The organism is Mesorhizobium sp. ISC15, from assembly GCF_037162615.1.
Classification (GTDB): Bacteria; Pseudomonadota; Alphaproteobacteria; order Rhizobiales; family Rhizobiaceae; genus Mesorhizobium; species Mesorhizobium mediterraneum.
In genome coordinates this window covers 5,859,226-5,877,859 of sequence record NZ_JAVSPX010000001.1, presented here as the reverse complement: position 1 = coordinate 5,877,859, position 18,634 = coordinate 5,859,226, and the positions used below count along the sequence as shown (strand labels likewise).

The window sequence follows — 18,634 nt, the reverse complement described above, 5'->3', positions numbered from 1 at the left end:
CGATTTTATAAGGGACGACATGGCGCTATGTAAGCCCGAAAATGCGACCCTGGCATGAAGACGGTTCAGCCGGGCATGAGCTCGTACCTCGTTCAGCCGGCATGAACGCGTTCCGCGTTCAGCCTGGCATAAATCCGGTGCGTAGCGCGTGGGCCCATTCCGGCCGTCCCGCCTGTTCGGCCTGCCGCGCCGCCGCCTCGTGGTCATAATCGACGGCGATGGCCTCGAAGCGGTCGGGGCGGCCCCGCTCGCCCAGTTCTACGATGCCGTAGCGTGCATGCGGAGAACCTTGCTCGGAAACATGCGCCGGTGGTGTCGAATCGTCATAGGCGGGACAGCCGATGCTGCCCGGATTGAAGACGACCGGGCCGTCGGGGATACGGACCAGCTCGCTGCGGTGGCTATGGCCGCACAGCACGATGCGGCAAGCGGGATCGAGCGCGCCCAGCCGCCGCTTGATGGCGGCCAGCGGCGCGCGCACCAGCTGGCCGTCGGCTATCGTATCGGTCAGATATTTTTCGTCATGGTCGGGCCGGGCATGGAAGGCGGTTACCCCAGGTGCGATCTCCAGCGTGAGGGGCAAGGCGAACAGCGCCTCGCGCTGCGCCGATGTCAGCCGCTCCTGTGCGTAGCGGTCGGACGGCCACATGGTTTCATCGGCGGTGTCGCGGGCGACGCGGCGGTCGTGATTGCCGCGCACCGTCGGCAGGGCGAGCGCTTCAAGCCGCTCCATGGTTTCGCGCGGCCAGAGCGGGCCGGAGACGCAATCGCCGAGATTGACGAGGAGGTCGGCGCCGCCGCGTTGCCGCAGATCGTCGAGCACAGCGTCCAGGGCGAGGACGTTGCCGTGGATATCGGCGAGGACGGCAATGCGCATGGGAAACTCCGTTGGGTCGAAGCGAGGCATAGCAGGAGGACTGCCAGGACACCAACCAATCCTGGCGAGTTGTGCTCGGTACTGGCGGGTGCCGGGAGACGGCTATGCTTGGATTTCGATCTCGGGGGCGCCGATCGCGGGCAGCGCCGTATCGTTGACGGTAGCCGCAATGACGCTGTCGAGCAGGCCCGGAAAGCGGGCATCGAGGTCGTCGCGGCGCAGTGTAATCAGCCGGCTGGTGCCGAGCACCTCGGCGCGGGTAACGCCGGCCTCCCGCAGCTTGGCCAAATGATAGCTCAGATTGGTCTTCGAGCCGAGATCGAGGAATTGGCTGCAGTTCAGCGGCACGCCTTCCTTGCTGGCGAGATAGCGCACGATGGCCAGCCGCGTGGGATCGCCGAGCACGGCAAGCACGTTCGGCAGACTGATCTGGTCGGCGGTGGGATGGGGCAGGGTCATGCCCAGGAATTAAGCGCAATCGGGGCCGATTTCAACGCATCTCCTCCTTTGGCGAGTGCACATAGTTTCTACATTCATGCCCTGTCCTGACACAGGGCTGTCAGCAGGGGTCAGCTATTTTCGCGAGGTTACATTGACATCATGCCCTGTTATGTTCAATTGTTCAATAAATTTTGAACTAAGGAAGAATCCATGGACAAGCGCCTCATCTGGCTTGCGCTCGGATCATTCACGATCGCGACCGAAGGCTTCGTCATTTCAAGCCTGCTGCCCGACATCGCAGCCGATGCCGCCATCTCCGTTCCACTCGCCGGGACGCTGATCACCGCCTTCGCGCTCGCCTATGCGCTCGGCACGCCGATCCTGGCGACGCTCACCGGCGAATGGGACCGGCGGCGCGTCATCTTGTGGACGCTGGTGTTTTTCGTGCTGGGCAATCTGGCGGCGGCGCTGAGTTCGTCGTTCGAACTGCTGCTGATCGCGCGCATCGTCATGGCGCTGTCGTCCGGCCTGTTCGCGGCGACGGCGCAAGGGACGGCCGTGGCGCTTGTCGATGATCATCACCGCGCCCGCGCCATTGCCGTCGTCGTCGGCGGCACCACGGTGGCGGTGGCGGTCGGCGCGCCGCTCGGCGCGCTTGTCGCGACAGTTGCCGGCTGGCGCGGCACGTTCTTTGCCATCGCCGCGCTCGGCGCATTGGCCGGCGCAATCCTATGGTACCGGCTGCCCCGCGGCATCGTTGGCACCAAGCTGCCGCTCAGGCAACGGCTGGCCGCAACCCTTCGCCCCGGCGTGCCATCGATCCTGCTGACCACGCTTTTGGCGCTCACCGGCGCCTTCACGGTCTTTGCCTTTGTCGCGCCGCTAGCCATCGAAGGCGGAGGCTTGAGCCCGATCGCGCTGCCCGGCATGCTGCTTGCCTTCGGTGTCGGTGCCGTCATCGGCAACATTGCCGGCGGGCAGGCGGCCGACCGCTTCGGCGCGACGCGCACCGTCAGCTGGTCGCTGGCGCTGAGCGCGGTCATGCTGGTCATGCTTTCGGTCATCCCGGCGTTCCTGCCGCACAGCATCGCCGGGCCGGCGCTGATGGCGATGATGGTGCCGTGGGGCATTGTCGGCTGGGCCTTCCCGCCGGCGCAGGCGAGCCGCATCATCAGGCTGGCGCCCGACGCAGCACCCATCGTGCTGTCGCTCAATGGCTCGGCGCTGTATCTCGGCGTCGCGCTGGGCGCCGTCGTAGGCGGTGCGGTGCTGCGCTATGGCGCGCCGGCCGATCTCGGCCTGGTCGCGGCAGCGTTCCCGATCCTGGGTCTTGGCGTCATGCTGGCCGGCCACCGGGCCGCCCGGGCGGTGGCCATGCCGGCGGAATAAGTTCTGGCTACCGCCGGCCGTTCGAGACCTCAGGGCGCTGCCGGCGGTATACCGAAATCCAGCGCGGCGATGTCATCCAGCGCCGCGCGCAACATTGCCGCCTGCTCCTTGCCGACCATGTCCTCAAAACGCTGCTGGGCGACGCGCCACAGCTTCATGGCCTCTTCGAGCTTGATCAGGCCCTGCGGCGTCAGCCGCACGCGCTTGATGCGGCGGTCGTCCGGATCAGTGAAGGTCTCGACATAACCGTCGCGGATCAGCGGCTTCAAAGTATGGCCGAGTGCCGACAGGTCCATGACCAGGGCCGCGGCAATCGCGCCCATGGCCGGCTCGTCGCCGATATGGATCTGGTAGAGCAGGCCTTGCTGAGTGGCCTTCAGGCCCGACGGGGCGACCACATCGTCGTAGAACTGACCAAGCTTGCGCGTCGCGCGGCGCAGCACGGCGTTGTTGCAAAGGGTCAGGCCCGGAAGGGTGTCTTTCGACATGATGTGTCCTTGGCGACGGTGACATGATGTCCGTCCGCTGCCTCACAAATAATCCCCGCGTCGATCATTGACAAGATAGTGGCATATACCTACTTCCAAACAGTGGCATATGCCACTAATTTAATCGCACGGCTTTGCCGGCAAGGCGAGGGCGGTCCCCACAGTGCCTGCACCGGTTCGAAGCGAAGCAGATCAACCGAAAAAAGGAACAGGACAATGAGTGGACAGAACAACAAGGGCACGGCGGTTGTCACCGGCGCCTCGTCGGGCATCGGCGCGGTCTATGCGGACCGGCTGGCGGGGCAGGGCTATGATCTGGTGCTGGTGGCGCGGCGCGCCGACCGGCTGGAGGAACTGGCCGGCAAGCTGCGCGCCGAATACGGCCGCAAAGTCGGTGTGATCAGCGCCGATCTCGCCGACGACAACGATGTGCGCCGCGTCGAGCAGGCGATTGCGGCCGACGACAGCGTGACGTTGCTGGTCAACAATGCCGGCCTTGGCGGTGCTCAGGTGGTGGCAACGGCCGACGCCGACGTGGCCGAGCGGATGATCAAGGTCAATGTCGTGGCGCTGACCCGGCTGACGCGCGCGGTCCTGCCGGGACTGCTGTCGCGCAACCGCGGCGCCATCGTCAACATCGCCTCGGTGCTGGCGTTCGATACCTCGTTCGGCGGCATCTACAGCGGCACCAAGGCCTATGTCGTCAACTTCACCGAGGCCTTGCAGCGCGAAGTTGCCGGCACCGGGGTGAGGGCGCAGGTGGTGTTGCCAGGGGCCACGCGAACCGAATTCTGGAAACTTGCGGGCAGCGATATCGATAGCCTCCCGAAGGAGATTATCATGACGGCCGACGATCTGGTGGATGCAGCACTTGTCGGCCTAGCCAGGGGTGAAGCCGTCACCGCACCGGCGCTTGCCGATGCGGCCAAGCTGGACATCTTCCTTGGCGCTCGGCAAGCCCTTTACGGCAGCTTGCATGCTGACAAACCGGCGGCACGCTACGCGGCTTGAAGGCCGAGGTGGGATTGGCGCCCCCGCAGAATTTGGGTTCCTCGCCCCACCCAGGTGGGACGAGGAACTCAAGCGTTTAGGCTGGCCGCCACATCGGAATGATCGAGGCGGCCAACAGCAGGCCGAGCGCAGTGTTCAACACCCGCCACTGCCGCTCGGTTCTAAGCAACCGGGCGAGCAGCGTGCCCGCCACGCACCACGCTGACAGTGACAGCGCGGCTGCCAGGCCGAAGACCACGCCGAGCAAAAGGGCAAGCTGTAGCGGCCCGTTGGCGAGTGCGGCAAAAGATGCCGCCGCCCCCAATCCCATCGCCCAACCCTTTGGGTTCATCCACTGCAGACCGGCGCCACCGAAAAAGCTGTTCGGCTTTGCGATGGTCACGTCCAGATTGGGTGGGCCGCTGCGGCCGATCTTGAAGGCGAGCCAGATCAGATAGAGCGATCCGGCTATCTTCATCGCCAGCTGCAGGGACGGGGCCGCCGCCAGCAGCCCGGCGAGCCCGGCCGCACCTGCCGCGGCCACCGTGGCCAGGCCGGCCGCACTTCCGGCCATCAGCGGAACGGAGCGGCGAAAGCCGAACTGTGCCCCCGAAGCAGTCAACAAGGTCGTGGCCATGCCGGGCGTGGAGGTCGAGACTAGCGCAAACAGGACGAGCGGAAGGATGGTCTCGAACATGCTGTTTCCTCTGTTGGGAATCCAGTATGCTAAGCATTGTCATGCATCAGTAAATGCAATGTTTGCCATGGTTGGAATTAGAGAATATAATGCAAACCATGATCCGCAATCTCGACACCGCCCTGGTCCGGACCTTCGTCACCGTCGCCGACAAGGCCAGCATGACGGCGGCGGCGAATGCGCTGCATCTAACGCAGGGCGCCGTCAGCCAGCAGATCAAACGGCTGGAGGACGTTCTCGGCTGCAGCCTGTTCGAGCGCGACCGGCGCGGGCTGAGACTGACCCGTTCCGGGGAACGACTGTTCGGCAAGGGCAAGCGCCTGCTCTCCCTGAATGACGAGATATGGGCAGAGATGGCGACCAGCGCGGTCGCTGGTGAGGTGCGGCTCGGCGTGCCGTATGATCTGGTTGGCACCATGCTTGCGCCGGTGCTGAAGACCTATGCCGAGACCTATCCGCAGGTCGAGATTTCGCTGGTCTGCGCCTCGTCGCCAGAGCTTTCGGCGGCATTGGCGACTGGCACGATAGACCTTGCCGTGATCGAGGAACCGGTCGGTCCGTCCGCCGGCGAATGTCTCGCCATCGACCGGCTGGTCTGGGTCGGCGCGAAGGGCGGCATAGCCCGCCGCAAGCGGCCTTTGCCGGTTTCGATGGTGGCCGACACCTGCGCCTTCCGCCCGGCGGTGCTGGCGGCGCTCAATGAGCATGGGCTGGAATGGCGGACCGTGTTCGAGAACGGCAACCTCGACGCGACGACGGCGACGGTGCGTTCGGACCTAGCCGTCACGACCTGGCTGGCCTCCACCGTGCCGGGCGATCTCGACATTCTGGCCGCCGATCCGGAGCTGCCGGCCTTGCCGAATTTCTCGATCAATTTGCATCTGCCGAAGCATGGTGTCGGGCCGGCGGCGCGGGAGTTTGCCGCGTGCATCCGCGACGGGCTGGCGCGGCGGCAACAGGCTGCGTGATCGGCAAAATGGCAAAGGGATGGCCGATGTCGGCCATCCCCTTGTTGTTAACGCAGTGCGCGGTCGTCTATTTCCAGGTTCGGCGTCTCTCGATCTCGGCTTCGGACGGCTGTTCCTGGGCGAAAGACCCGGTCTTGATCTCACCGCCACGTTCATAGGTCGCCATGATGACGCCGGTGGTCGATACCTGTGAGCGGCTCAGCGTGAAGGCCGCCGGAATTGCGCCGCTGCCGAACAACCGCTTACCCTTGCCAAGCACCAGCGGGAAGGTCAGCAGGCTGATCTGGTCGATCAAGTCATTGGCGAGCAAGGTCTGGATGAGTTCGCTCGATCCCTGGATGAGCAGGTCCGGGCCGTCCTCCTGCTTGAGCTGGCGCAGTGCGGCCACGACGTCGTCGCCGAGCCACTGGCTGTTTTGCCACGACAGCGTATCGGGCCGGTGCGTTGCCACATATTTGGTGGCGGCGTTGAAGCTGTCGGCGATCGGACCGCTCTTCTGGTACGGCCAATGCGCGGCGAAGATGTCGTAGGTCTTGCGGCCGAGGAGCAGCGCGAAGGGCTTTGCGAAGGTCTCACCAATAAAGGCGCCTCCGACGTCGTCCCAGTAATGGAACGTCCAGCCACCGAATTCGAAGCCGCCGACCGGGTCTTCTTCCGGCCCGCCAGGCGCCTGCATGACGCCGTCGAGGCTGACGAATGTCGCAGTGATGATCTTCCTCATTGGATTCTCCCTTTTCATTTTCCGTGCCGTTTAGGCCGAGTTCGGCCAAAGGACGCGCGAATGGACGCCGGTCCGACAGGGGCCGGAAAAATTTCCGGCATTCCGATTCACGAAGGCCCGATGCTCCGCGACGAGAACCAGACGTCTCCGATGATCGCAGTGGCGGTCCTGTCCGGGGCCGCTTCGCTCGTTAGCCAGATCGAACGGCTGCGAGCCGCGCTTTCGCGGTCGATTTTCGCCGCGGAACTTGCAAGCGAGGCGCCGATGCAAGGGATGAACCATGACCGCATGAACGGATCGCAGGCAAGACCCTTATCCGTGCGGGTCACCATCACCGCGAGGCCAACGCGCTCCGCCGGACGCCACGGAAAGACCATGCGGCCGCCGGGTTTCAGCGCCTTCAACCACTCGGCCGGAGGTGCCGCGACGCCGGCATTGACATAGATGATGTCGGACGGTGGCAGGCCGCTGATTACCGCATCGCCATGGATGACGGCCACCTCGTCATAAGCTTCGAGATTCTTTCTCGCGCGGTCGGCGAGACTGGATTCCAGTTCGAACGCTGTGACTGCGCCGCCCGGTGAAACCAGCCGTGCCAACAGAGCTGTGTAATAGCCGGTGCCTGCGCCGACATGGGTGACGGTCTCGCCGGGTTTTGGCGCCACCTTGCCGATCCACATGGCGTGCAGAAACGGCTCGCCATTGTTGATGCCCTTGTCAGCGTCAAGCGCTACCAGCACGTTCTGATAGATGTGAACAGGATCGGCAGTTGGCGTTTCGACCTTGCCGTTGCCGGCGACGACCATCCACGGCCCGGGCCCGAGAAAAACTTCGCGCGCCACCGCGGCGAACACGCCTTCGAGACGCGGATCGGCCGAACCTGCATTGGCAGCCATCAGTCGCGCGTAGAATTTTCGAGCTTCGGCAATCCGCGTCATGGCTTGGCAAGATAGCGCGGATTGACGATTTGTCGCGTCCGCCCTGGCTGAGAGAAACTTTCAGCCAATGCCGGCGACGGTGTCGTAGAGCAGCTTGAAGTTGAGCACCAGGATGAGGGCGGCGACCACCCATGCAAGCGCGGCGACGCCCCGCGGAATGGCGAGATTGCCCATCTTCATTTTGTCCGACACGAACTGCACGAGTGGGATCACCGCGAAGGGCAATTGCATCGACAGGATCACCTGACTGAAGACGAGGAGCTGGCCGGTTCCCTTCTCGCCATAGAGCGCGGTGACGACCACCACCGGGACGATGGCGATGCCGCGCGTCAGCAGGCGGCGCGCCCATTGCGGAATGCGCAGGCGCAGGAAGCCCTCCATCACGATCTGGCCGGCGAGCGTCGCCGTCACCGTGGAGTTCAGGCCGGAGGCAAGCAGCGCCACGGCAAACAGGATCGAAGCGATGCCGAGGCCGAGCAGCGGCGAGAGAAGCTCGAAGGCCTGGCCGATTTCGGCGACGTCGTGATGACCGGTGCCATGGAAAGCCACCGCCGAGACGATCAGGATGGAGGCGTTGACGAACAGCGCCAATATCAAGGCGATGGTCGAGTCCATCGTTGCCCATTTGATGGCATCGCGCTTGCCGGCTTCGGTGCGCTCATAGGCGCGGGTCTGCACGATTGAGGAGTGCAGATAGAGATTATGCGGCATCACGGTGGCGCCAATAATGCCGATGGCGATGTAGAGCATCGCCGGGTTGGTGACGATCTCCGACGATGGCACGAACATGGAATGCAGGATCGAGCCGACCGGGGGAGCGGCGGCAAATATCTGGATGGCGAAGCAACCGAAGATGATGATCAAAAGCGCAACGATGAAGGCTTCGAGGTAACGGAAGCCCCTGTTCATCAGCAGCAGAACGAGGAAAGCGTCGAGGGCGGTCAAGACAGCGCCGCCGATCAGCGGAATTCCGAACAGCAGCTGCAGAGCGATCGCCGTGCCGATGACTTCGGCCAGATCGCAGGCGATGATGGCCAGCTCGCAGGCGATCCACAGCATGAAATTGACCGGCCGCGGATAATAGGCACGGCAGGCCTGGGCGAGGTCACGCCCGGTGGCGATGCCGAGCCTGGCGGCGAGCGCCTGCAGCAGGATCGCCATGAGGTTCGACAACATGATGATGAAGAGCAGCGTGTAGCCGAACTGGGCGCCGCCGGCGAGGTCGGTCGCCCAGTTGCCGGGGTCCATGTAGCCGACCGAAACCATGTAGCCCGGCCCCATGAAGGCGAACAGCCTGCGGAACCAGACGCCGGACTGCGGCACCGCGATCGAGGCATTGACCTCGCGCAGGCTTGGCTGCTCGTCGTCTTCCGGCCGGGCAAATCGCCACATGGTTCGGGATGCTGTTGCGGCTTCGGCTTCTGACATGGGGGGATTTTCCGCTGGATCGTCTAAGTTGCCGTTTCTATCTATGTCAGGGCTGAACATTATGCAATATGCTATGTTTTATTGTTTGTGCTTTTGAATGGTGTCCCTGCTGGCGACGCACGGGTGAATCGGAAACGCTGGTTGCGCCTGCCGTCGAATGCAAATAAACGGCCAGAAGAATGGAAGCCCGTGCTATGAATGTGCAAATGCCGGCCCATTCGCTGACAGACGAGGAGGAGCGCGTATTGGCGCTGAAGAACAGACCGGTTCCACGCGAAAAGCCGCTGCCTGACGCCGAAATTCACTCGGAGGGATTTAGGCAGACGCGTGAAGCGCGCCGCAGCGCGCTGGTCGAGGATTATGTCGAGCTCATCGCCGACCTGATTGAGGACGGCAACGAGGCGCGCCAGGTCGACATCGCGGCGCGGCTCGGCGTCGCCCAGCCGACCGTCGCCAAGATGCTGACGCGACTGTGCGCGGACGGGCTCGTCTCGAGGAAACCCTACCGGGGCGTCTTCCTGACCGATGCCGGCCGCAAGGTCGCGGAAGAGAGCCGCATTCGCCACCAGACGGTGGAAGCCTTCCTGCGCTCGCTCGGGGTCAGCGCCGAGACGGCGCGCATCGATGCCGAGGGCATCGAGCACCATGTCAGCGCCGAGACGCTTGAAGCGTTTCGCAAGGCGATGACGGCGACACGCTAAGTCTACCGCCATTGTCGACAGTCCTGCCGGAACCGCCGCGTTGCCGCTGCGTTTGAGATCGTGCCACGCGATTGGCGCGAGGCCGAGGAGGATACGATGGGCGTTGAACAGGCACCGACACCGAAGGGCAAGCAAGCGGCCAAGGGATTGAAGCAAGCTGCGGCGAAGGACGAGCGCAAGACGGAAGCGGATACCGGTCGCCCGCTCAAAAAGAGTGCGGCCCGCTTCGAGGAGCGCTCGAAAAGCTCGGACGGCAAGAGCACGGGTACCAAGCAGAAGATCTGAGCGTAACCGCCGGGAGGCGGCGAGCAGCAGCAGGGAGCATGGCGACGGTGCTGGCATGGACCTGTACACGAGCACGATGCCGGAGCTGCGTCTCACGGTTACGCTTGATGCCAAGACCCACGATGTTGCGATCCGCCAGCCTTGGCTGCTGCAGCGCTGCGGAGCCGGTGCCTTTGCGAAAAATGCTGTGACTTGGTGCAACCGTTGGGATAATTGTTATTGGGTCTGATCGGCCGAGATAAGACCGATCAACCGGAATTTGCACCACGGGGAGTTGCCATGCTCTGGAAGGGTCGTCGTCAGAGTGATAATGTCCAGGACGAACGCAGCCAGAGCGGTGGCGGCCTGCCTGGCGGCGGGCCCGGCCGGTTCCGTATCCCGATCGGCGGCCGCTCCGGCGGCGGAATGTCATTGTCGACCATCGTCATTCTCGTGGTCCTCTATTTCGGGCTGAAGGCCTTCGGCATCGACCCGCTGCAGATCCTGGCCGGCGGCGACGGCGGTCTGCTGCCGGGCGGTGGCGGCCAGATCACCGACAACAGCGGCGCGCAGGGCACAGGTGCGCCGGCCTCCGACGAGATGAAGCAGTTCGTCTCGACGGTCTTGGCCGAGACCGAGGATACCTGGAGCGGCATTTTCCAGGCCAACGGCCTGACCTACGAGGATCCGAAGCTGGTTCTGTTCAGCGGACAGATCCGCTCGGCCTGCGGCTTTGCCTCTTCGGCCGCCGGTCCGTTCTACTGTCCCGGCGACCACAAGGTCTATCTCGACACCACTTTCTTCCAGCAGCTTGACCGGCAGTTCGGCGCTTCGGGCGATTTCGCCCAGGCCTATGTGATCGCGCATGAAGTCGGCCACCACGTGCAGAACCTCACCGGCATTCTGCCCAAGTTCAACCAGATGCGCCAGCAGATGGGCGAGGCCCAGGCCAACCATATGTCGGTGCAGGTCGAGCTTCAGGCCGATTGCTTCGCCGGCGTCTGGGCGCATTTCACCGGGCAAAAAGGCATCCTGGAACAGGGCGACATGGAAGAGGCGCTGAACGCCGCCCAGCAGATCGGCGACGACACGATGCAGAAGAAGATGCAGGGCTATGTCATTCCGGAAAGCTTCAACCATGGCACGTCGCAGCAGCGGCAGACGTGGCTGGCGCGCGGCTACAGGAGCGGCAAGCTCTCTGATTGCGATACGTTCAACACCCCGATCTGAGGTGTTCGGACCCCGTTGAAATGACCGTTGAAGCGGCGAGCTGCGCTGCAGGCCGTGGCCGCACTCATGTCGACAGTTGATGTCAGGAACAAAATTCCTGGCGTGTTCTCTTATTGTTCTGCGCGGCTGACTCGCCTACAACGAGTTCTTCCGCCTTCGCTCCGAGGCGGCTCCAGGAGTCGATATCGTCATGATCGAAGCCAAAACCGCCAGGCGGGGGCTTGCGCTTGTTTTCACCACGCTGTTGCTCGACATTACCGGCATCGGCATCATCATGCCGGTGCTGCCGGCCTATCTGCAGGAGCTGACCGGCGTTGGTGTCAGCGAAGCGGCGATCGAGGGGGGCTGGCTGTTCTTCGTCTATGCGGCCATGCAGTTCCTGTTCGCGCCGCTGGTCGGCAATCTCAGCGACCGCTTCGGGCGCCGCCCGATCCTGCTGGCCTCAGTGCTGACCTTCGCCATCGACAATCTGATCTGCGCGGTCGCCTGGTCCTATTCGGTCCTGTTCATCGGCCGGGTGCTGGCCGGCATCAGCGGCGCCAGCTACTCGACCGCCTCCGCCTTCATCGCCGATGTCAGCACCGACGAGAACAGGGCGAAGAATTTCGGCCTGCTTGGCATCGCCTTCGGTGTCGGGTTCATCATCGGCCCGGTGCTGGGCGGGTTGCTTGGCGAATTCGGGCCGCGCGTGCCGTTCTGGGGCGCGGCGGGGCTTGCACTCATCAACTTCATCGTCGGCTGGTTCTTCCTGCCGGAAACGCTGGAGCAGCACCATCGGCGTCGGTTCGAGTGGCGCCGCGCCAATCCTCTCGGCGCCCTCAAGCAGATGCGCAACTATCATGGCATCGGCTGGATCGGGCTGGTGTTCTTCCTGATGACGCTCGGCCACATGATGTACCCTGCCGTGTGGTCGTTCGTCGGCAGTTACCGCTATGGCTGGAGCGAACAGCAGATCGGCCTCTCGCTCGGCGTCTTCGGTCTTGGCGGGGCACTGGTGATGGGTTTTGTCCTGCCGCGCGTCATTCCACGGCTCGGCGAATGGCGGACCGCCGCCATCGGTCTTGCTTTTACCGCGCTCGCCGCCTTCGGCTATGCTGCGGCATGGAAGGGATGGATGATCTATGCGGTGATCGTGGCGACCTGCCTCGAGGCGCTGGCCGACCCGCCGCTGCGGAGCCTGGCGGCGGCCAAGGTGCCGCCCTCCGCGCAAGGCGAATTGCAAGGGGCGATGACGAGCGTGTTCTCGATCACCAGCATCATCACGCCGTTGCTTTATACGGGGATCTTCGCCTGGTTCACCGGGCCGAGCGCGCCGGTGGTGTTCGGCGGCGCGCCCTTTGTGCTCGGCGGCATCTTTCTCGCTCTGTCGCTGATCGCATTCATGCTCAGGGTCGAAAGACCGGCAGCGGTGAAAGACGTCACGATGGCGACGGTGCGAACCTGAATCAGGCGCGCTCGGCCAGCGCCGGCTCGCCGCGCTTTTCGCGGATGAGATTGACGAAGCGGCGGAACAGATAGTGCGAATCCTGCGGGCCGGGCGAGGCTTCAGGATGATGCTGGACCGAGAACACCGGCCTGCCTGTCAGAGTGATGCCGCAGTTCGAGCCGTCGAACAGCGAGACATGGGTTTCCTCGACGCCGCTCGGCAACGAGTCGGCATCGACGGCAAAGCCGTGATTCATCGAGACGATCTCGACCTTGCCGGTGGTGTGATCCTTGACCGGATGGTTGGCGCCGTGATGGCCCTGATGCATTTTTGCGGTCTTGCCACCCAGCGCCAGCGCCAGCATCTGGTGGCCCAGGCAGATGCCGAAAACCGGGATGTCGGTCTTCAGCAGGTCCTGGATGACCGGAACGGCGTAGTCGCCGGTGGCTTCCGGATCACCGGGACCGTTGGAGAGAAAGATGCCGTCGGGCCGCATGGCGAGGATCTCCTCGGCGCCGGTGTTGGCCGGCACCACGGTGACCTTGGCGCCAAGACCGGCAAGCAGGCGCAATATGTTGCGCTTGACGCCGTAGTCGATGGCGACGACATGCATGGACGGATCGATCTGTTCGCCAAAGCCCTCGTCCCAGACCCAGGGCGTCTCGCGCCAGACCGAGGACTGGCCGGAAGTGACGTCTTTGGCCAGATCAAGCCCGATCAAGCCGGACCAGGCGGCGGCGCGGCGCTTCAGATCGTCGATGTCGAAGATGCCGTCGGGCGCGTGCGCGATGACGGCGTTGGGCATGCCCTTTTCACGGATCAGCGCGGTAAGCGCGCGGGTGTCGATGCCTGAAAGCGCTACGATGCCGCGTTTCTTCAGCCACTGGTCGAGACCAGCTGCGGCGCGATAGCTGGACGGGTTGGTGACGTCGGCCTTGAACACGGCGCCGACGGCGCCGGCGCGGGCAACCGGGTTGAGATCCTCGATGTCCTCGTCATTGGTGCCGATATTGCCGATATGCGGAAAGGTGAAGGTGACGATCTGGCCGGCATAGGACGGATCGGTGAGGATTTCCTGATAGCCTGTCAGCGCGGTGTTGAAGCAAACCTCGGCAACGGCGGAGCCGGTGGCGCCAAGACCGCGACCCTCAATGACGGTGCCGTCGGCCAGCACCAGCAAGGCGGTCGGCTTCTCTGTGGCCCAAGGGGGGGTCGACGCGGCGGTCATCGTTGCCATGGCGGCACTCCTAAAAGGCTGCGCCCTTCAATCGGTCCGGCGGACCACTCTGCGCAGCAAACCGCGCGCAGCTGCGATTTCGCAGCCAGCGCGCGCAACAAAAATTCAGCTCATGCAAGGCCCAGTACATAGGATAAGGCGCCAGAGCGGTCAATGAGGCCATGCCCGAAGCCGCGATTTATTTCGTCGAACGATATCAGCGGTTTGCCGGGCGCTGTCGAATTTGCCTTGGGCTTGCGGCACGGCTATTGTCCGCCACATTCGAAGGAGAAAGCATCATGCGCGGCAAAATCGCCGAATCCCTGAAGAGCGCGATGAAGGCGCAGGACAAGCGCCGGCTGCCGACCTTGCGGCTGATCCAGGCGGCCATTCACGATCGCGACATCGCCAATCGCGGCGCCGGCAAGGAGCCGGCCAGCGATGACGAGATCCTGCAGATACTGGCCAAGATGGTGAAGCAGCGCGAGGAGTCGGCAAAGGCGTTCGACGACGGCAAGCGGCCGGAGCTTGCCGCGCAGGAGCGCGACGAGATGGCTATCATCCGCGATTTCCTGCCGACGCAACTGGGGCAGGCCGAGACCGAAACGGCGATCCGCGCCGCCATCGGCGAGACCGGCGCCAGCGGCGTCAAGGACATGGGCAAGGTGATGGCCGTGCTCAAGGAGAAATATGCCGGCCAGATGGATTTCTCCAAGGCGAGCGGCATGGTCAAGGGACTGCTGCAGTAGGGATTTTTCCCGCTGGAGCGATGCTCGTAAGGCCTTGAGGGAGGCGACCGCGAGGAGTGAGTCTGGCTGGATGCGGATGATCCTCAAGCGCTCTTTGGTTTCTGAGGGCGGGCGGTAGCTCGCACCGACATGTTCAGTGCCACGGCGGCGCGAATGAGCGCCTTCAACGCCTCTTCATCGATCTTGTCGCCCTCATGGATATCGATGGCGCGCCGGGTGTTGCCTTCGAGGCTGGAGTTGAAAAGGCCTGCAGGGTCTTCCAGCGAGGCGCCCTTGGCGAAGGTCATCTTCACGACAGTCTTGTACGTCTCACCGGTGCAGATTATTCCGGCGTGCTCCCACACCGGAACCCCTCTCCACTTCCACTCCTCGACCACTTCGGGGTCGGCCTGCTTGATGAGGGCTCGGGCCCGAGCGAGCACCTCGCCCCGCCAATCGCTCAGCTCGTTGATTCTCGCATCTATCAACTGAGAGGGAGTGTTTTCTCCTTCCTTCGAGCCGCTCTTCTTCATGGCTGTTGTCGCTTTGGTCATGATTGTACTAGGTCCCGGTGGTTTTGTGCAGGCTCGGCGTCTGGCGTCTCTCGACGGCATCGACGTGCAAGCCGTTTGCCATTCCGGCGCGAAACGCCTGGCCTATTGGGCCTGATGCCAATTCCGGCGCCAAACTCTCAACGTCGAGCAGGAACCTTCCTCCCTCCGGACACGTTTTGCAACGAGGATCATCCGAAAATGGAGCTTCGATTTGGCAGCGCGTTTGTTGAACATTATCGGTGCCGCCACCAGCGCCGGCGCCTATTCGCCGGGGCAGGAACAAGCCCCCGCAGCCTTTCGGCGACATGGGCTTGCAGAGGCGCTCGTGAGCCGAGGCCGAACCATCAGGGATCATGGCGATGTTGCATCGTTCCGATGGCGACCGGATCCCTCGCAGCCGCAGGCTATGAACCTGGAGGCCGTGCGCCACGCCTGTGACTTGGTCGCAAGCCACGTGGCGACGGCGATCGCAGCGCAGGAAGACGTGCTTGTTTTAGGCGGGGATTGTACTGTGGAGCTGGGAACGGTCGCCGGAGCAAACGCGGCCGGCGCGCGGATTGGACTCGTCTACATAGACTTCGACACCGATCTCAACACGCCCGACACGAGCGATGGCGCCTTGGACTGGACGGGTGTTGCTCATCTGCTCGACATTCCCGGATGCGAGCCTGCGCTCGCCAGGCTCGGCCCGACCCATCCGATGCTCGTGCCTCGGCAGCTTCTCTATTTCGGTGTTGAGAATATCACTGCGCCCGAAGCCATCACGATGAGGGATTATGCGATTGAGGCGATATCGCGCGAGGAAGCATTGAGCGATATCGACGCGGCGGCGACGCGCGCGGCCGAATGGGCGGCGCGCTTTGACTGCGTGCTTATTCACTTCGATGTCGATGTTCTCTCCTTTATCGATTTTCCGGTAGCCGAGAATGTGCGCCGTTGCGACGGTCTCAAATTGGAGCAAGCCGCCTTCGTGCTAAAGCAGTTGACCGCCCTGCCGCAATGGCGCGGCCTGACCATCACGGAGGTCAATCCGGCCCATGCGCCAGACGAGTCCACCGCGTTCAAACGCTTGAATGAGGTGCTTCTAGACGCCCTTGGCTAGTTCGAGATGCATCTCACAGCCGTTCGCCGGGCAATTGGCTGGCTTGCTTCACCCAGGCGGCGAACTGAGCTTCGTCGAGTTGGTCCTCATAAACGTCGAGGTAGCGCACTTCCTTGTGCTTGGACTCGCCGGAAGGAACCGGGCGCAGCGACGTGCCGCGGAAGAAGGTCACTTTGACGTAGCGGGTGAAGACATGGAACGACAGGAACCAGCCCTGGCCCTCGATGCCGTAAAATGGCGAATTCCATTTGACTGCCTTGTGCACGCCGGGGACGGTGCGCACGATGATCGCGTCGAGGCGCCGCCCCACATCGCTTTTCCACCCCGGCATGGCCGCGATGTAGGCCTGCACGGGAGCATCGCCGTAGCCCTTCGGGATCTGAGGGTTGCCGCCCGAGAGGAGGGTCGGCTTCGTCGCGACCCGCTCGGCGGCCTTCGCCGACTTCTCAGACGTGTTGCCGGCCATTGTGTTCACTCCAGTGGTAGACCCATCGATGATACTTGATTTTAGAAAGCCGCCCCTGAAGATCAACTTCCGAATCCTATCGATCTCTGCCCAAACCCATAAGCCCACAGGTTCTTCCCCACAGGCGGACATCGCGGAGGCGAACGGCACGGATGCCTGCCGGCGGCAAGCGGTCTATCCTTTTGCCAGGGAATCGACTTGGATGACTGGGGACGCCCAGCGGATCGGTCGCACGTCATGATCGAACTCGTCAAACCGGCGCTTGAACATCTGCCGTCCTACAAGGCCGCCCTTGAGCGCGGCTGGTCGCCGGACAATGTGCGGCTGATGGAGGCGGTGCGCGAGCAGCTTGCGGCCATCGAAAAGGATCCAGTGGCTTTCCTCGCCGGTTTCGACGACCCCGAGGCCAGGGCTGGTCCGATCACCTTGCCCGATGGGACGAAAGTGCCACGTCTGCCGGGGTTCCGGCGCTGGATCTGGGACGGCGAAGTCGCTGGCTCGATCGGCTTTCGCTGGCAACGCGGCACCGCCGAGCTGCCGCCGCATGTGCTCGGCCATATCGGCTACGCGGTGGTGCCGTGGAAGCGGCGGCGCGGCTATGCGACCGAGGCGCTGCGGCTGATGCTCGGCGAGGCGAGGGCGCTCGGCCTGCCCTTCGTCGAGATCACCGCCAAGCCGGGTAATCTCGCCTCGCAGAAGGTGGTGCTGGTCAATGGCGGCCGGCTCGTCGGGCGTTTCTTCGAGGACGCTGCCTATGGCGGTGCCGAAAGCCTGCGCTACCGGATCGATTTATAGAGCTTGCCGTCTATTCGGCAGCGGCCGGTAGAGGTGGTGTCGCGCTGCTGCGCCACTCCTGGACATGCGAGGCAAACGCGACTGCCACGGCGACCAGCATGGCCATGGCTCCAACCACCGGCAGGCTGCGATAGCCATAACCGGCATTGAGCATGGCGGCGCCGAGCGAGGCGGCCAGCGCGATGCCTACATTGAAGCCGGCCGGGATCAGCGATGAGGCGAGGTTGGAGGCATCCGCCGTCCAGGTCAGGATACGGGTCTGGATCGGCGTGCCGATGGCAAAGCTGAGACCGCCCCAGATAATGATCGCCACCACCATCGGCACCGGGTACGGGCTGACGGCGTAAATGACGGCAAGTGTCACCGCCTGCATGAAAAGCATGGTGATGAGCGACGGCATCAGTTTCCAGTCGGCGAGCCGCCCGCCAAGAAAGACGCCGATCGTGGCGCCGACCCCGTTGAGCAGGAGCACCCAGGGCACCAGGTCTTCGTCGAGGCCGGTGATTTCAAGCAGCGTCGGCGTGATGTAGGTGAACAGGCCGAACTGGCCGATCATCAGCATCAGCATGAGGATCAGCGACGTCCAGACCTGCTGGCGTGCGAGCACGCGTACCTCGCTGCCAAAGCTGACGGACTGGCGCGACGAACCCGTCTTGCTCGGCAGCAGGGCGGTGATCGCTGCGATAGACACCACGCCAAGCGCGCACATCACCCAGAACGTCGCGCGCCACCCCCAGACATTGCCGATCGCCGTGCCGGCCGGAACGCCGATGACATTGGAGACGGTCAGGCCCGACAGGATGAGCGCAACGGCCATTCCACGCTGGTCCTGGCGGACCAGGCCGACCGCCACCACCATCGCGACGCCGAAATAGGCGCCGTGCGCCACGGCCACCGCAATCCGCAACAGCAACATGGAGGCGAAGTCGGGTGCAAGTGCGCAAGCGGCCTGGCCGATGGTGAAGGCTGCGGCAAGGCCAAGCAGCAAGGCCTTGCGGGAAATCGCCTTAGTGGCGAGCGTCAGCAGCGGTCCGCCGATCGCGATGCCGCCGGCGTAGCCCGAGACGAGGTAGCCGGCAGTCGGGATGGAAACGCCAAGGCCATCCGCCACCTGCGGCAGCACGCCGGCGATGACGAACTCGGTGGTGCCGAACGCGAATGCGGCGATGAACAGGGCGATGAGGGGAAGCATGGCGCGGGAAGGCGATCCTTGGA

At 63.7% G+C, this 18,634-nt stretch carries 21 protein-coding genes; 10 read left to right on the top strand and 11 right to left on the bottom strand.

The genetic code is table 11. The features are described 5' to 3' along the window. Positions 1-118 precede the first annotated feature (118 nt). On the bottom strand, positions 119-877 hold the full coding sequence (locus RPG13_RS28355) for a metallophosphoesterase family protein (RefSeq protein WP_127292145.1): 759 nt from the start codon (positions 875-877) through the stop codon (positions 119-121). Positions 878-979: 102 nt separating this feature from the next. Further along, positions 980-1,336, bottom strand: coding sequence for an ArsR/SmtB family transcription factor (locus RPG13_RS28350; protein WP_127292142.1), 357 nt, complete (start codon positions 1,334-1,336; stop codon positions 980-982). A 192-nt stretch (positions 1,337-1,528) separates the two neighbouring features. Here RPG13_RS28350 and RPG13_RS28345 point away from each other — a divergent pair, with 192 nt between their 5' ends. Beyond that, the gene (locus RPG13_RS28345; RefSeq protein WP_337126580.1) at positions 1,529-2,707 is read left to right on the top strand and encodes an MFS transporter; all 1,179 of its coding nucleotides are present in this window, start codon (positions 1,529-1,531) and stop codon (positions 2,705-2,707) included. 29 nt (positions 2,708-2,736) lie between these two features. Here RPG13_RS28345 and RPG13_RS28340 read toward each other — a convergent pair whose 3' ends face one another. After that, on the bottom strand, positions 2,737-3,195 hold the full coding sequence (locus tag RPG13_RS28340) for a MarR family winged helix-turn-helix transcriptional regulator (protein ID WP_292646097.1): 459 nt from the start codon (positions 3,193-3,195) through the stop codon (positions 2,737-2,739). Positions 3,196-3,411: 216 nt separating this feature from the next. Between RPG13_RS28340 and RPG13_RS28335 the strand changes: the two genes are divergently transcribed. Next, on the top strand, positions 3,412-4,206 hold the full coding sequence (locus tag RPG13_RS28335; RefSeq protein WP_337126579.1) for an SDR family NAD(P)-dependent oxidoreductase: 795 nt from the start codon (positions 3,412-3,414) through the stop codon (positions 4,204-4,206). Positions 4,207-4,282: 76 nt separating this feature from the next. Here RPG13_RS28335 and RPG13_RS28330 read toward each other — a convergent pair whose 3' ends face one another. After that, on the bottom strand, positions 4,283-4,882 hold the full coding sequence (locus RPG13_RS28330; RefSeq protein ID WP_337126578.1) for a LysE family translocator: 600 nt from the start codon (positions 4,880-4,882) through the stop codon (positions 4,283-4,285). A 98-nt stretch (positions 4,883-4,980) separates the two neighbouring features. Here RPG13_RS28330 and RPG13_RS28325 point away from each other — a divergent pair, with 98 nt between their 5' ends. Beyond that, positions 4,981-5,850, top strand: a complete 870-nt coding sequence (locus tag RPG13_RS28325; protein ID WP_337127068.1) for a LysR family transcriptional regulator — start codon at positions 4,981-4,983, stop codon at positions 5,848-5,850. A gap of 67 nt (positions 5,851-5,917) precedes the next feature. Here RPG13_RS28325 and RPG13_RS28320 read toward each other — a convergent pair whose 3' ends face one another. The 3 genes from RPG13_RS28320 to RPG13_RS28310 form a co-directional block, all read right to left on the bottom strand. Beyond that, positions 5,918-6,571, bottom strand: coding sequence for a dihydrofolate reductase family protein (locus RPG13_RS28320; protein WP_127292133.1), 654 nt, complete (start codon positions 6,569-6,571; stop codon positions 5,918-5,920). 107 nt (positions 6,572-6,678) lie between these two features. Further along, positions 6,679-7,467, bottom strand: coding sequence for a protein-L-isoaspartate O-methyltransferase family protein (locus tag RPG13_RS28315; RefSeq protein WP_442921362.1), 789 nt, complete (start codon positions 7,465-7,467; stop codon positions 6,679-6,681). Between the two features lie 102 nt (positions 7,468-7,569). Next, positions 7,570-8,937 carry an Nramp family divalent metal transporter gene (locus tag RPG13_RS28310; protein ID WP_337126577.1) on the bottom strand — a complete coding sequence of 456 codons (1,368 nt, stop codon included), beginning with the start codon at positions 8,935-8,937 and terminating at the stop codon, positions 7,570-7,572. Between the two features lie 245 nt (positions 8,938-9,182). Here RPG13_RS28310 and mntR point away from each other — a divergent pair, with 245 nt between their 5' ends. The 4 genes from mntR to RPG13_RS28290 all read left to right on the top strand — a co-directional run bounded on the left by mntR (position 9,183) and on the right by RPG13_RS28290 (position 12,576). Beyond that, positions 9,183-9,638, top strand: a complete 456-nt coding sequence (mntR, locus tag RPG13_RS28305; RefSeq protein ID WP_164897566.1) for a manganese-binding transcriptional regulator MntR — start codon at positions 9,183-9,185, stop codon at positions 9,636-9,638. A 96-nt stretch (positions 9,639-9,734) separates the two neighbouring features. Next, positions 9,735-9,923: a hypothetical protein gene (locus RPG13_RS28300; RefSeq protein ID WP_126105347.1), complete on the top strand. Its 189-nt coding sequence runs from the start codon at positions 9,735-9,737 to the stop codon at positions 9,921-9,923. Between the two features lie 279 nt (positions 9,924-10,202). After that, positions 10,203-11,132, top strand: a complete 930-nt coding sequence (ypfJ, locus tag RPG13_RS28295; RefSeq protein WP_126105348.1) for a KPN_02809 family neutral zinc metallopeptidase — start codon at positions 10,203-10,205, stop codon at positions 11,130-11,132. Between the two features lie 190 nt (positions 11,133-11,322). Beyond that, positions 11,323-12,576, top strand: coding sequence for a TCR/Tet family MFS transporter (locus tag RPG13_RS28290; protein ID WP_337126576.1), 1,254 nt, complete (start codon positions 11,323-11,325; stop codon positions 12,574-12,576). A gap of 1 nt (position 12,577) precedes the next feature. Here RPG13_RS28290 and carA read toward each other — a convergent pair whose 3' ends face one another. Next, positions 12,578-13,795, bottom strand: coding sequence for a glutamine-hydrolyzing carbamoyl-phosphate synthase small subunit (carA, locus tag RPG13_RS28285; RefSeq protein ID WP_292706728.1), 1,218 nt, complete (start codon positions 13,793-13,795; stop codon positions 12,578-12,580). A 278-nt stretch (positions 13,796-14,073) separates the two neighbouring features. On the opposite strand from carA, the gene RPG13_RS28280 reads away from it, so the two are divergent. Continuing rightward, positions 14,074-14,523 carry a GatB/YqeY domain-containing protein gene (locus RPG13_RS28280; RefSeq protein ID WP_337126575.1) on the top strand — a complete coding sequence of 150 codons (450 nt, stop codon included), beginning with the start codon at positions 14,074-14,076 and terminating at the stop codon, positions 14,521-14,523. An 83-nt stretch (positions 14,524-14,606) separates the two neighbouring features. Here RPG13_RS28280 and RPG13_RS28275 read toward each other — a convergent pair whose 3' ends face one another. After that, a complete protein-coding gene (locus RPG13_RS28275) occupies positions 14,607-15,056 on the bottom strand; it encodes a DUF1801 domain-containing protein (protein WP_337126574.1) in 450 nt (149 codons plus the stop codon). A gap of 211 nt (positions 15,057-15,267) precedes the next feature. On the opposite strand from RPG13_RS28275, the gene RPG13_RS28270 reads away from it, so the two are divergent. Continuing rightward, positions 15,268-16,158, top strand: a complete 891-nt coding sequence (locus RPG13_RS28270) for an arginase family protein (protein ID WP_337126573.1) — start codon at positions 15,268-15,270, stop codon at positions 16,156-16,158. 13 nt (positions 16,159-16,171) lie between these two features. Here the strand turns inward: RPG13_RS28270 and RPG13_RS28265 are convergent, their stop codons facing one another. Beyond that, on the bottom strand, positions 16,172-16,624 hold the full coding sequence (locus RPG13_RS28265; RefSeq protein WP_337126572.1) for a DUF1801 domain-containing protein: 453 nt from the start codon (positions 16,622-16,624) through the stop codon (positions 16,172-16,174). 237 nt (positions 16,625-16,861) lie between these two features. On the opposite strand from RPG13_RS28265, the gene RPG13_RS28260 reads away from it, so the two are divergent. Next, the gene (locus RPG13_RS28260; protein ID WP_126105355.1) at positions 16,862-17,419 is read left to right on the top strand and encodes a GNAT family N-acetyltransferase; all 558 of its coding nucleotides are present in this window, start codon (positions 16,862-16,864) and stop codon (positions 17,417-17,419) included. 10 nt (positions 17,420-17,429) lie between these two features. Here RPG13_RS28260 and RPG13_RS28255 read toward each other — a convergent pair whose 3' ends face one another. Further along, positions 17,430-18,611 carry an MFS transporter gene (locus tag RPG13_RS28255; RefSeq protein WP_337126571.1) on the bottom strand — a complete coding sequence of 394 codons (1,182 nt, stop codon included), beginning with the start codon at positions 18,609-18,611 and terminating at the stop codon, positions 17,430-17,432. Positions 18,612-18,634: the final 23 nt, after the last annotated feature.

Bases quoted from the DNA above. Each gene is read 5' to 3' on its own strand.
- RPG13_RS28355 (WP_127292145.1), bottom strand. From the start codon at position 877: ATGCGCATTGCCGTCCTCGCCGATATCCACGGCAACGTCCTCGCCCTG.
- RPG13_RS28350 (WP_127292142.1), bottom strand. From the start codon at position 1,336: ATGACCCTGCCCCATCCCACCGCCGACCAGATCAGTCTGCCGAACGTG.
- RPG13_RS28345 (WP_337126580.1), top strand. From the start codon at position 1,529: ATGGACAAGCGCCTCATCTGGCTTGCGCTCGGATCATTCACGATCGCG.
- RPG13_RS28340 (WP_292646097.1), bottom strand. From the start codon at position 3,195: ATGTCGAAAGACACCCTTCCGGGCCTGACCCTTTGCAACAACGCCGTG.
- RPG13_RS28335 (WP_337126579.1), top strand. From the start codon at position 3,412: ATGAGTGGACAGAACAACAAGGGCACGGCGGTTGTCACCGGCGCCTCG.
- RPG13_RS28330 (WP_337126578.1), bottom strand. From the start codon at position 4,882: ATGTTCGAGACCATCCTTCCGCTCGTCCTGTTTGCGCTAGTCTCGACC.
- RPG13_RS28325 (WP_337127068.1), top strand. From the start codon at position 4,981: ATGATCCGCAATCTCGACACCGCCCTGGTCCGGACCTTCGTCACCGTC.
- RPG13_RS28320 (WP_127292133.1), bottom strand. From the start codon at position 6,571: ATGAGGAAGATCATCACTGCGACATTCGTCAGCCTCGACGGCGTCATG.
- RPG13_RS28315 (WP_442921362.1), bottom strand. From the start codon at position 7,467: ATGGCTGCCAATGCAGGTTCGGCCGATCCGCGTCTCGAAGGCGTGTTC.
- RPG13_RS28310 (WP_337126577.1), bottom strand. From the start codon at position 8,937: ATGTCAGAAGCCGAAGCCGCAACAGCATCCCGAACCATGTGGCGATTT.
- RPG13_RS28300 (WP_126105347.1), top strand. From the start codon at position 9,735: ATGGGCGTTGAACAGGCACCGACACCGAAGGGCAAGCAAGCGGCCAAG.
- ypfJ (WP_126105348.1), top strand. From the start codon at position 10,203: ATGCTCTGGAAGGGTCGTCGTCAGAGTGATAATGTCCAGGACGAACGC.
- RPG13_RS28290 (WP_337126576.1), top strand. From the start codon at position 11,323: ATGATCGAAGCCAAAACCGCCAGGCGGGGGCTTGCGCTTGTTTTCACC.
- carA (WP_292706728.1), bottom strand. From the start codon at position 13,795: ATGGCAACGATGACCGCCGCGTCGACCCCCCCTTGGGCCACAGAGAAG.
- RPG13_RS28280 (WP_337126575.1), top strand. From the start codon at position 14,074: ATGCGCGGCAAAATCGCCGAATCCCTGAAGAGCGCGATGAAGGCGCAG.
- RPG13_RS28275 (WP_337126574.1), bottom strand. From the start codon at position 15,056: ATGACCAAAGCGACAACAGCCATGAAGAAGAGCGGCTCGAAGGAAGGA.
- RPG13_RS28265 (WP_337126572.1), bottom strand. From the start codon at position 16,624: ATGGCCGGCAACACGTCTGAGAAGTCGGCGAAGGCCGCCGAGCGGGTC.
- RPG13_RS28260 (WP_126105355.1), top strand. From the start codon at position 16,862: ATGATCGAACTCGTCAAACCGGCGCTTGAACATCTGCCGTCCTACAAG.
- RPG13_RS28255 (WP_337126571.1), bottom strand. From the start codon at position 18,611: ATGCTTCCCCTCATCGCCCTGTTCATCGCCGCATTCGCGTTCGGCACC.